The 11,073-nt window shown below is 67.3% G+C and carries 11 protein-coding genes; 5 read left to right on the top strand and 6 right to left on the bottom strand.

Annotation, left to right across the window (positions count from 1 at the left end):
- On the bottom strand, positions 1 to 1,762 hold a 1,762-nt coding region (locus G3O06_RS43705), incomplete at its 3' end, for an amidohydrolase (RefSeq protein WP_205819797.1).
- Positions 1,763 to 1,780: 18 nt separating this feature from the next.
- Positions 1,781 to 1,948 (bottom strand): DUF1427 family protein, encoded by a 168-nt coding sequence (locus tag G3O06_RS43700; RefSeq protein ID WP_043182444.1) that lies wholly within the window; start codon positions 1,946 to 1,948, stop codon positions 1,781 to 1,783.
- 98 nt (positions 1,949 to 2,046) lie between these two features.
- Here G3O06_RS43700 and G3O06_RS43695 point away from each other — a divergent pair, with 98 nt between their 5' ends.
- Positions 2,047 to 2,970: a LysR family transcriptional regulator gene (locus tag G3O06_RS43695; RefSeq protein WP_174997188.1), complete on the top strand. Its 924-nt coding sequence runs from the start codon at positions 2,047 to 2,049 to the stop codon at positions 2,968 to 2,970.
- A 63-nt stretch (positions 2,971 to 3,033) separates the two neighbouring features.
- Here G3O06_RS43695 and G3O06_RS43690 read toward each other — a convergent pair whose 3' ends face one another.
- A complete protein-coding gene (locus G3O06_RS43690) occupies positions 3,034 to 3,720 on the bottom strand; it encodes a hydrolase (RefSeq protein ID WP_174972503.1) in 687 nt (228 codons plus the stop codon).
- Positions 3,721 to 3,998: 278 nt separating this feature from the next.
- On the opposite strand from G3O06_RS43690, the gene G3O06_RS43685 reads away from it, so the two are divergent.
- Genes G3O06_RS43685 through G3O06_RS43670 form a run of 4 tightly spaced genes read left to right on the top strand, consistent with a single transcriptional unit; the run spans position 3,999 to position 7,220 of the window.
- Entirely contained in the window at positions 3,999 to 4,259 is a 261-nt protein-coding gene (locus G3O06_RS43685) for a XapX domain-containing protein (RefSeq protein ID WP_174918993.1), read from the top strand.
- 25 nt (positions 4,260 to 4,284) lie between these two features.
- A complete protein-coding gene (locus G3O06_RS43680; protein WP_174972502.1) occupies positions 4,285 to 5,865 on the top strand; it encodes a sodium:proton antiporter in 1,581 nt (526 codons plus the stop codon).
- Positions 5,866 to 5,911: 46 nt separating this feature from the next.
- Entirely contained in the window at positions 5,912 to 6,304 is a 393-nt protein-coding gene (locus G3O06_RS43675; protein WP_205819796.1) for an OsmC family protein, read from the top strand.
- A gap of 31 nt (positions 6,305 to 6,335) precedes the next feature.
- Positions 6,336 to 7,220 (top strand): pirin family protein, encoded by an 885-nt coding sequence (locus G3O06_RS43670; RefSeq protein WP_205819795.1) that lies wholly within the window; start codon positions 6,336 to 6,338, stop codon positions 7,218 to 7,220.
- Between the two features lie 64 nt (positions 7,221 to 7,284).
- Here the strand turns inward: G3O06_RS43670 and G3O06_RS43665 are convergent, their stop codons facing one another.
- From G3O06_RS43665 to bcsA, 3 genes are all read right to left on the bottom strand, one after another.
- Positions 7,285 to 7,482, bottom strand: coding sequence for a hypothetical protein (locus tag G3O06_RS43665; protein WP_174972496.1), 198 nt, complete (start codon positions 7,480 to 7,482; stop codon positions 7,285 to 7,287).
- Positions 7,464 to 9,020 (bottom strand): cellulose biosynthesis protein BcsG, encoded by a 1,557-nt coding sequence (gene bcsG, locus G3O06_RS43660; protein WP_205819794.1) that lies wholly within the window; start codon positions 9,018 to 9,020, stop codon positions 7,464 to 7,466. Before bcsG ends, G3O06_RS43665 begins: the two co-directional genes overlap by 19 nt.
- A gap of 27 nt (positions 9,021 to 9,047) precedes the next feature.
- The coding region (gene bcsA, locus G3O06_RS43655; protein WP_205819793.1) for a UDP-forming cellulose synthase catalytic subunit at positions 9,048 to 11,073 on the bottom strand (2,026 nt) is incomplete at its 5' end.

Here is an 11,073-nt window from a genome sequence, read left to right as displayed (position 1 = left end):
CTCTGGCCGCCGCGGCCCGCTGCAGCGGCGCGCCGTTGCGCTGCGTCGCGCCCCAGCCGCCGTAGCCGCCGTATTCGCGCACCGGCGACCAGTCGGGCATCGCAGGCGGAATCGGCGCATCGTGTGACGCGAACGGCCCCGCGCCCCAAACGATCCGGCCGCCGACCACCGTCAGCAATGCGGTCGTATCGACGATATCGTCCTCCGCGCACGTGAAGAAATCGCGATCCGGAACTATCAGGTCGGCGAGCTGACCGACCGCGATACGCCCTTTCTTCCCCTCCTCGTTCGAGAACCACGTCACGTACTCGGTCCACATGCGCAGCGCGGTCTCGCGATCGAGCAGATTGCGCTGCGGATACATCCGCAGGCCGCCGACCGTCTTGCCCGTCACGAGCCACGCGAGCGACACCCACGGGTTGTATGACGCCACGCGCGTCGCGTCGGTGCCGGCCGACACCTTGATCCCCTTGTCGAGCATCTTCGCGACCGGCGGCGTCGCTTCGGCCGCCTGCGCGCCATAACGCTCGACGAAGTACTCGCCCTGGTACGCCATCCGGTGCTGAACCGCAATGCCGCCGCCGAGCGCGGCGATCCGGTCCATCGAGCGCTCCGAAATCGTTTCGGCGTGGTCGAAGAACCAGTTCAGCCCTTCGAGCGGAATGTCCTCGTTGACCTTCTCGAACACGTCGAGCGCACGGCTGATCGTTTCGTCGTAGGTGGCATGCATGCGCCACGGCCAGCGGTTCTGCGCGAGCACGCGCACGACGCCCTCGAGATCGTCTTCCATCTGCGCCGGCAGGTCCGGGCGCGCGACGCGGAAATCCTCGAAATCGGCCGCCGAAAACACCAGCATCTCGCCCGCGCCGTTGTGGCGGAAGTAATCGGTGCCATCGTGGTACTTGACGCTCTTGGTCCAGTTCACGAAGTCTTCCTTCTCTGCATTGGGCTTCTGCGTGAACAGGTTGTAGGCGATGCGGATCGTCATCTCACCCGAGTCGTGCAGCTTGCGGATCACCTCGTAATCGTCGGGGTAATTTTGCGACCCACCGCCTGCGTCGATCACGCCCGTCACGCCAAGGCGATTGAGTTCGCGCATGAAGTGGCGCGTCGAGTTGTACTGATACTCGAACGGCAGCTTCGGGCCTTTTGCGAGCGTCGCGTAGAGGATCGTCGCGTTCGGGTTCGCGAGCAGCAGGCCGGTCGGGTTGCCCGCGGCGTCGCGCAGGATCGTGCCGCCCGGCGGCTCGGGCGTGTCCTTCGTGTAGCCGACCACCCGCAGCGCGGCCGCGTTCAGCAGCGCGCGGTCGTACAGGTGCAGGATGAACACAGGCGTATCGGGCGCGGCCGCATTGAGTTCGTCGATCGTCGGCAGGCGCTTCTCGACGAACTGGTGTTCGGTGAAGCCGCCGACCACGCGCACCCATTGCGGCGCAGGCGTGATCGCGACCTGGTGCTTCAGCATCTCCATCGCGACCGCGAGCGAACGCACGCCATCCCAGCGCAGCTCGAGGTTGTAGTTCAGGCCGCCGCGAATCACGTGCGTGTGGTTGTCGATCAGGCCCGGCAACACGGTGCGGCAGTCGAGATCGACGACCTTCGTCGCGCGGCCCGCGAGCGGCATGATGTCCGCGTCGGCGCCGACCGCGATGAAGCGGCCGTCCTTGATCGCCACGGCGGTGGCGACAGGGTTCGCACGATCGAGCGTCGTGATGCGCCCGTTGTGCAGGATGAGATCGGGTTGAGTAGCGGTTGCGCTCATGAAGTGTCCTCGATGCGGTCAGAAGCCGAGCCAGTGACGGACCGGTGCGATTGCCTGTGCGCCGATCAGCATGCCGGCCAGGCCGACCAGCGCGATCAGCGGCGGTGCTGGCGAACGCACCTTGATCACGCTGTACACGACGCCGATCAACACGCCGGCGCCCAACGAAAGTAGATAAGATTCCATAACGATTTTTCTCCCGGCCGGATTAGAATCACCTGCATCGCACGCCCGCCTTCGCGGTGCGCCGCATCCGTTTCGCTTCCCTGCCATTCATCCCGACCATGCAACACCTTCCTGATCTCGAAGCCTGGGCCATCTTCGCGCGCGTCGCGGAGACCGGTTCGTTCGCGAAAGCCGCCGACCTGCTCGGCGTAACGCAGCCAACCGTGTCGAAGGCCATCGCGCGCCTCGAAAAGCGCCTCGGCGCGATGCTGCTGTACCGCACGTCGCGCAAGCTGTCGCTCACGCCGACCGGCGAACTGCTGCGCGACCGCGCGATCCGCCTGCTCGCCGATGCCGAACTGATTGAGAGCGAAGCGTCCGCACAGGCGCTCGAACCGCACGGCCTCGTGCGCGTGAATGCGCCGATGTCGTTCGGGCTGCGCCATCTGTCGCCGGTGCTGCCCGCGTTTCTCGAACGCTATCCGCACGTCGACATCGACCTCGTGCTCACCGATCACATCGTCGACATCGTGTCCGGCGGCTTCGACGTCGCGATCCGCATCGCCGAGCTCAGCGATTCGTCGCTACGCTCGCGCCGGCTCTGCGCGGTGCGCCGGCCGCTCGTCGCGTCGCCCGCGTACCTCGACCGGCGCGGCCGCCCCACACACCCGCGCGACATCGAACAGCACGTGTGCCTCACCTACACGAACTTGCCGACGCCCGAACACTGGCGCTTCCGCCATCCGGCATCGGGCGACGACGTCGGCGTATCCGTGCACGGCCGCATCCGCACCAACAACGCGGACGTGATCCTCCCCGCGCTCATCGCCGGTCACGGCCTCGCCCTTCAGCCCGAGTTCCTGGTGTGGGAAGCGATGCAGCGCGGCGAGCTCGAGGAAGTGATGTCCGACTGGAAGATCGCCGACATCAACGTCAATCTCGTCACGCCGCCCGGCATGCTGCGCGCCGCGCGCGTGACGGTACTGCTCGACTTCCTCGCGGAACACTTCGCGCACGCGCCGTGGGCGCTGCCCGCGGCCTGAACGCGCGACGGCTTCTGGCAGGCGATCGTCGCATCCATCGCGACGATCACGGCCGGTGGCCCGTTACTTCGCCGGTACCGCCGCGAGCGACTCGTGCGGCGTCGCAGTGCGTTGCGCAGCCTTGTGGACCATCGTGTACGCGTAGTCGACACCCATCCCGTATGCGCCCGAATGCTCGCGCACCACTGCCATCACCGCGTCGTACGTATCGCGGCGCGCCCAGTCGCGCTGCCACTCGAGCACGACCTGCTGCCACGTGACGGGCACCGCGCCCGCCTGCACCATCCGCTGCATCGCGAAGTCGTGAGCGTCCTTCGACGTGCCGCCCGACGCATCGGCCACCATGTAGATTTCGTATTCGCCTTCGAGCATCGCGCACAGCGCGAACGTGGTATTGCATACCTCGGTCCACAGGCCCGACACGATCACCTTCTTGCGACCGTTCGCGGCCAGCGCATCGCGCACCTTCTGGTCGTCCCACGAGTTCATCGACGTGCGTTCGAGCGTCTTCTGGTTCGGGAACACGTCGAGCAGCTCGGGATAGGTGTGACCGGAGAAACTCTCGGTCTCGACCGTCGTGATCGTAGTCGGCACGTTGAACGCCTTCGCCGCTTTCGCCAGCCCGACGACGTTGTTCTTCAGCGTCTGGCGATCGATCGACTGCACACCGAACGCCATCTGCGGCTGCTGGTCGATGAAGATCAGCTGGCTGTTCTGCGGCGTCAGTACTTCAAGTTTCGGATTGCTCATGGCGCAAGGTGTCCTGTGAACGAAAAAAGGGGGGCCTGCCTCGCCGCGAACGCGGGAGGATTCGAGTGGGCGTTGCGCCGGATCGGTGTCGTCCGGCTCGAATTATTTAAACCGCAATCCTGCTGTACGAACACCCAAAAATTGGAATCACTCGGATTCCAGAATAGGTGGTCGACAAGGGCAATCCGCCCTTTTTTTCTTCACGTAAACCCGATACGCTTTCGGGACATCGACAATGCACTCGTCGCCACCATTCGTCCGATCACGAGACGCCCATCATGAAATCCTATGTCCTGTCGCTGTTCGCCGGCATCCTCGCCGGCGTCATCTACGGCGCGCTCGGCGTGAACTCGCCGGCGCCGCCGATCATTGCGCTCACCGGCCTGCTCGGCATGCTGGCCGGCGAACAGATCCTGCCCGTCGCGCGCCGGATGCTTGCCGGACACCGGCTGAACACCGCGTGGCGCGACGCGCAATGCAGCCAGCACATGTTCGGCGCGCTGCCCGGCGGCACCACGAACGATCGCAAGCCGTCGTGACGCAATCGTTCATCACCGGCCACGCATGACCAACGTCGAACTGTTTCATTACCTGCTGCTGTTGATCTGCGGTGCGGGCGCGCTCACGTGGCTCGCCGAACGGATTTCGATTCCGCCGGCCGTCGTGCTGCTGCTCGGCGGCTGCGTGGTCGCGGTTGCCGGCAAGCGCGTGCCCGACATGGACCCGGCGCTGCTGCTCGCGGCCGTACTGCCACCGCTGCTGATGTCGAGCGGGTTCTACACCGCGTGGAAGGAATTCCGGCAGGAGCTTGCATCGATCGCGTCGCTCGCGCTCGGCGCCGTGGTGTTCACGACCGTCGCGGTCGCGCTCGCCGTGCATGCCATGAACCCGGCGCTGCCTTGGGCCGCCTGCTTCACGCTCGGCGCGATCGTGTCGCCGCCCGACGCGGTCGCCGCGAAGGCGATCCTGCAACGCCACCCGCTGCCCGCGCGGCTCGTCGCGGTGCTTGAAGGTGAGAGCCTCGTCAACGATGCGTCGGGCCTGCTGCTTTACCAGATGGCGGTATCGGCCGCGCTCGCCGTGTCGATCACGGCCGCGAGCGCCACCGGCCTGTTCTTCTCGCTCACGCTGATCGGTATCGCGGTCGGCCTCGCGTGCGGCCATGCGATGAGCTGGGTGCTGCCGCGCCTGCGCGACCCGATGCTCGGCATCGTCGTGACCTTTGCGATGGCATGGGGCAGCTATGGGATCGCCGAAGCCGTCGACGGCTCGGGCGTGCTGTCGGTCGTCACCTGCGGCCTCGTGCTCGGCGTGCGCCAGCATCGCGTGTTCGACGCCGACATGCGGATCAAGGCGAAGGCGACGTGGGAAGCAATCGTGTTCGTGCTCGATGCACTCGTGTTCATCCTGATCGGTCTCGCGCTGCACGCGATCCTCGCGCGCGTGAACCACGAAGGCGCGGTGCTGATGGCCGGCCTGCGTGTCGCGCTGCCCGCCACCGCCGCCGCGATCGCCGCACGCATCGTGTGGGTGTTCGTCGCGATGTGGCTGCCGGGCCGCCTGCGCGCACCGCGCGCCGGCCACGCACCGTGGTCGTGGCGCGAGGCCGTCGTGCTCGGCTGGTCGGGCATGCGCGGCGTCGTGAGCCTCGCGGCCGCGATCGCGCTGCCCGCCAACTTCCCCGGCCGTGACCTGATCCTGTTCAGCACGTTCCTGCTGATCATCGCCACGCTCGTCGTGCAGGGCGGCACGCTCGCGCCGCTGATCCGCGTGCTGAAACTGCGCCCGGCCGCGCGGCACACGATGTCCGAGCATGCGGTGCGCGCGCATGCGTTCGGCGCGGCGCTCGCGGAGCTCGACGCGCTCGAACAGCGCGGGTCGACCCTCGAGCGGCCGTCGCTCGATCGCCTGCTCGCCGAATACCGGAACCGCGTCACCTTCAACGAGCGCGCGCATCGCCAGGGCGCCGAACCGGCCAACGTGCGCTCGCGCATGCTGCGCGTCGAACTCGAACTCGTCGGCGTGTCACGCGGCGCGCTGCTCGACCTGCATCGCGACGGCAAGGTCGACGATGCCGTGCTGCACCGGATCGAATCGGAACTCGATTTCGAGGAACTGCGGCTGCAGCGGCTGCTCGAACCGTAACGCCCGGCCCGGCCGCCGGCCTCCCCCTTTTTTCCATGGAACTGCAATGAGCGAACTGTCCGTCGAAGCGAGCATCGGCTCGGTCGATTACCTCGTCCACTTCAGCGATGGCGTCCACCAGTGGCGCGCCGACGAACCGGCGTCGCTCGGCGGCGGCGATGTGGCGCCCGCGCCCGTCACGCTGCTGCTGTCGAGCCTCGGCGCATGCACCGCGATCACGCTGAAGATGTACGCGCAACGCAAGGGCTGGCCGCTCACCGAAGTACACGTGAAGCTCGCGCATGAGTCGGGCAGCGCGGGCAGCACGATCGTGCGCCGCATCACACTGGACGGCGACCTGTCCGGCGAACAGCGCGAGCGCCTGCTGCAGATCGCGAACTCGTGCCCGGTGCACAAGATCCTCACGCATCCGATCACCATCGACACGGCGATCGCCTGACACGCGCCGCATCGACCACGAGCTCCCCACCATGTCCGCCTCGATCAAGACCCTGCTCACGCCGCGCGAAAGCGACATCGGCAACCTCGTCGTGCGCCGCGTGCTGCCCGCGCGCGCCGCACGCCTCGTCGGCCCGTTCATCTTCTTCGACGAGATGGGGCCGGCCGTGCTGCCGGCCGGCCGCGGCATCGACGTGCTGCCGCATCCGCATATCGGCCTCGCAACCGTCACCTACCTGTTCGACGGCTCGCTGATGCATCACGACAGCCTCGGCTTCCGGCAGAAGATCGTGCCGGGCGACGTGAACTGGATGACGGCCGGCCGCGGCATCGTGCATTCGGAGCGCTCGCCCGACGAAGACCGGCCGCACGATCAGCCGGTCCACGGGATCCAGACCTGGGTCGCGCTACCGGTCGAGCATGAAGACACCGCACCCGCATTCGTCCATCACGCAGCCGACACGCTGCCGTCGTTCACGCGTGACGGTGCAAGCGTGCGCGTGATCGCGGGCACCGCGTTCGGGCTCACGTCGCCGGTCGCCGTGTTCTCGCCGACGCTCTATGCGTATGCGGAATTCGCCGCAGGCGGCTCGCTGGCGCTCGATGCCGAACACGATGAACGCGGCGTGTACCTGGTCGACGGCGACCTCGCGATCGACGGCACGCCGCTCGCCCCCGCGACGATGGCCGTGCTCGAACCCGGCGCGACCGCGGCGCTCGCCAGCGCGAACGGCGCCCGCGTGATGCTGCTGGGCGGCGCGCACATGCCGGGTGAGCGGTTCATCGAATGGAATTTCGTGTCGAGCGAGCGCGCGAAGATCGACGCGGCCCGCGCGGCGTGGGCCGATCAGTCGTTCGGCAAGGTGCCGGGCGAAGAAGACGAGTGGACGCGCCAGCCGGAACGCAAGGCGCAATAAGGTGCGATAAGCGGAATCGTCCGCAAGCAAGCAACGGCCGGCTCCCATGCCGGCCGTTGTGCGTTTACGTCTTCAATCCCATCAGCTTCGCGAGCGTCGGCCAGCGGTCGAGCGAGTCGATGAACGCACGGCGCGCCTGCTCGTCGACATACCGCTCGGGATCGAGCGCGGGCAGATGCCGCGCGAGGCCGAGCACGTCGTTCGGTTGCGACAGGCGATCATCGTCGCTGTCGGCGGGGAGAATTACTGTTCGTCGATCCATACACCATCCGGAGTTTTCACCGAGTAGCCCGCGGCCGTCTGCATCGCCACCGTGCCCTCGTTCTCGCCCACCATCCGCGTGCGCGGCAGATCGGCAGCGTACTGTGCGAGCGTCGTGCCCGGCTTGAACGGGCTGTTCGACACGAGGTTCGACAGCAGCTGCGCAAGCGCGAGGAAGCTGGTGGGCTGATCGATCACCGTCGTCGCACCGTGGTTGCCGGTAAAGCCCACGAGCCGCACGCCCACCGGCCCGTGCACGATGCGCGGCGTCGGGATCTCGCGCAGGCCCGCGACCTGGTACTTGTCGCCGCGCAGCGCGGCGCCGTGCTCGGGCACGAACACGATCACCGCGCGGCGGCCCGATTGTGCGATCAGGTCGGCCAGGTGATCGAAGTCGTCCATCAGTTTCGTCACGCGCTGCGGATACGAGTCGATGCTCGTCAGCGCGCTGCCGACGATGCGGTTGCCGTCGTGCAGGCTGATCGTGTTGTAGTACAGCGCGACCGGGCCCGGCACCGACGCGCGCTGCGCGTACCAGTTCGCGAGCGTCGCGTAGTCGCTCTTGATCTCCGAGCCGTCGAACGCGTGCATCGCGACGGGCGCGGCCGCATTCGACACCGGCGGCGCGTCGGGCACCCCGATGTTGTCGTGAATCACCTGCAGGAAGTTGTCGAAGTGGCCGTCGTGGTTCAGCAGCGACTGCACCTTGTAGCCCGCGCTCGCCAGCTGAGAGAACAGGTAGCACTGCTGCGGCGCGGGCTTGTACAGGTCCGCGTGAGCCTCCTGCCCGCAGCTCGCGCGCAGCACGCGGATCGCCGCCGGGCCGCTGTAGCTCGCGGCCGTGCTGAAGTTATTGAACAGGTAGTCGAAGTGACTCAGCATCGGGTGGTTACGCACCTTCGCGGCATCGAGGTCGTCCCACGACAGCGAGCAGATGTGCAGCACGATCACGTCGAACTGTGCGGACGGATCGTTGCCGAGATGGCCGAACGCGACCTGCCGTTGCGATTCCTGCGTGCGGAACGTCGCGAGTGCGGCGTTGTGATCCTCCGGCTGGCCGGCAATCGTCGTGCCCGTCGCGTTCACCTGCTGCGGAAGCGGTGCGACGACGCGCGCCATCAGCCCGCTGCCGGCCTGCCACAGCGGCATCACGATCAGCACGGCCAGCACGAACGTCGCGACGCGCAACCAGCGGTTGACGATGAAGTAGACGATCAGCGCGCCGGCCACCGTCAGCAGCAGCACCGGCGGCAACAGGCGCGGCAGCAGCTCCATCCAGTAGTCGAAGCGGAACGTGCTCACTTCGCGTGCGGCCTCGACGAGCCGGGCGAGCGGCGGCGCATGCATCTCGCGTGCGAGCAGCGGCACCGCGATCGCGATCGCGACGAGTTGCCGGACGAGGCGCCACGCACGCTGCCGGATCGGTGCGCTCGCGGCGAGCGCCACCGCGAACGCGAGGTTCGCGAGCCAGAACGGCTGCAGGTGCCCGGTCGCGAACAGCGCGAACTTCAGGATGAAATACAGATTCCAGAACGTCATCTAACCCACTCCATGATGAGCGCCGCGTCAGTCGCGCGCCCGATCGAGTTTTGGCGCCAGCATGGCCAGCAGGCCGCGCGCCGCACCCTTCCACATCCGTACGTTGCCGTCGAGGCCGATACGCAACACTTCCTTCAGCCCGCCGAGCGGCGTGTCGAGGCGCTCGCCTTCGTGCCAGTCGAGCCACGCATCCGCGCGGCCGAACGTGCATTGCACGAGCTGGCGCTCCTGTTCGAGCGTCAGTTCCTCGAAGCTCACGCCGACATGGGTCGGCGTCACGCGGCTCACGCGCACCGGGAACGGGAACGGCCGGTCGCCGCGCGTCACGCACACCGTCAGCGTGTCGCCGACGGCGACCGACAGCCCCGGCACCGCTTCGAGGCCGAGGCCGCCGGTCGAGTAGTCGCTCGTGAAGCACGCGGCCGTCGAGCCGTCAGCGAGCAGCAGCGTGGCCGGCACGCGCATTGCGATCCGGTGCGTGACGCGCACCTGCTTGGTCTCGCGCGCCACGGCCAGCGCAGCGCCGAGCATCGCGAGGTTGTATACGGTCCAGCCGAGCGTGATCAGGATCGTCGACGCCTCGTCGCCCTGGTCGGCCGCGAGCCGCCACAGGCCGGCGAGGATCGCGAGCACGTTCAGCCCGAACAGCACCAGGTACGGCTTCGACGTCGACCAGTCGACGTAGCCTTCGTCGATCTTGCCGCCCTTGTCGGTCACGTTGAACTTGCCGTGCTTCGGGCTGAAGAACGCGACGGTGGTCGGCAGCGCGATGTACCACGCGAGCACCGACTCGTAGACCTCGGCCCAGAACGAATGGCGGTAGCGCCCCTGCATCCGCGAGTTCGCGACGTTCGCGAGCACAAGATACGGGATCACGTAGCTCGCGAGCGCGAGCGCCGACGCGTTGATGAAGTACAGGTGGAAGAACAGGTACGCGAGCGGGATCGTCAGGAACACCAGCCGCGGAATCCCGTAGAAGAAGTGCAGCATCGCGTTGCCGTAGCAGATCCGCTGGATGAAGCCGAGCCCGCGCCCGAGGAACGGGTTGTCGATGCGGAAGATCTGCGCCATCCCGCGCGCCCAGCGCGTGCGCTGCTTCACGTGGCCCGCGAGGCTTTCGGTCGCGAGGCCGGCCGCCTGCACGGTCGGCAGGTAAGCCGACGTATAGCCGCGCCGGTGCAGCTTGAGCGCCGTGTGCGCATCCTCGGTCACGGTCTCGACCGCGACGCCGCCCACCTCTTCGAGTGCGGTGCGCTTCAGGACCGCGCACGAGCCGCAGAAGAACGTCGCGTTCCACAGGTCGTTGCCCGACTGCACGAGGCCGTAGAACAGGTTGCCCTCGTTCGGGATCTCGCGGAACGTGCCGAGGTTGCGCTCGAACGGATCGGGCGAGAAGAAATGGTGCGGCGTCTGCACCAGCGCGCACTTCGGGTCGCGCAGGAACACGCCCATCGTCGTCTGCAGGAACGAGCGCGTCGGCACGTGATCGCAGTCGAAGATCGCGATGTATTCGCCGTGCGTCTTCGGCAGCGCGCGGTTGATGTTGCCGGCCTTCGCGTGGCGGTTGTCGTCGCGCGTCAGGTAGTCGATGCCTGCCTCGCGCGCGAATGCCGCGAACTCGGGGCGCTTGCCGTCGTCGAGCAGGTACACGCGCAGCTTTGCGCTCGGCCAGTCGATGCTCTGCGCGGCGAACACGGTCGGCTTCACAACCGACAGCGGCTCGTTGTAGGTCGGGATGTAGATGTCGACGGTCGGCCAGGTATCGGGATCGTCGGGCAGCGGCACGATCGGCCGGTCGAGCGGCCATGCGGTCTGCACGAAGCCGAGCAGCAGGATCATCCACGTATAGGCTTCCGCGCCGTACAGCAGGTAGCCGGCAACCGCCTCGACCGGGCCGCGGAAATCGAGCGTCTGCGTGGTGCGCCACCACACGTAGCGCACCGCCGCGAGCAGTGCGAGCGATGCGAGCGCGAGCGTCGGCAGATGGCCTGGCAGGCGGCGCAGCGCAAGCGCCAGCACCGCGACGATCGCGAAGAACGCGAACTGCGCACCA

Origin of the sequence: Burkholderia sp. Ac-20345, from assembly GCF_017104825.1 — a bacterium.
Classification (GTDB): domain Bacteria; phylum Pseudomonadota; class Gammaproteobacteria; order Burkholderiales; family Burkholderiaceae; genus Burkholderia; species Burkholderia lata_B.
Note: the sequence above shows the minus strand (reverse complement) of the source record. Positions and strands in the feature narration are given on the sequence as shown.

Coding starts and splice junctions, on each gene's coding strand:
- G3O06_RS43700 (WP_043182444.1), bottom strand. CDS start 1,948: ATGGAATCTTATCTACTTTCGTTGGGCGCCGGCGTGTTGATCGGCGTC.
- G3O06_RS43695 (WP_174997188.1), top strand. CDS start 2,047: ATGCAACACCTTCCTGATCTCGAAGCCTGGGCCATCTTCGCGCGCGTC.
- G3O06_RS43690 (WP_174972503.1), bottom strand. CDS start 3,720: ATGAGCAATCCGAAACTTGAAGTACTGACGCCGCAGAACAGCCAGCTG.
- G3O06_RS43685 (WP_174918993.1), top strand. CDS start 3,999: ATGAAATCCTATGTCCTGTCGCTGTTCGCCGGCATCCTCGCCGGCGTC.
- G3O06_RS43680 (WP_174972502.1), top strand. CDS start 4,285: ATGACCAACGTCGAACTGTTTCATTACCTGCTGCTGTTGATCTGCGGT.
- G3O06_RS43675 (WP_205819796.1), top strand. CDS start 5,912: ATGAGCGAACTGTCCGTCGAAGCGAGCATCGGCTCGGTCGATTACCTC.
- G3O06_RS43670 (WP_205819795.1), top strand. CDS start 6,336: ATGTCCGCCTCGATCAAGACCCTGCTCACGCCGCGCGAAAGCGACATC.
- G3O06_RS43665 (WP_174972496.1), bottom strand. CDS start 7,482: ATGGATCGACGAACAGTAATTCTCCCCGCCGACAGCGACGATGATCGC.
- bcsG (WP_205819794.1), bottom strand. CDS start 9,020: ATGACGTTCTGGAATCTGTATTTCATCCTGAAGTTCGCGCTGTTCGCG.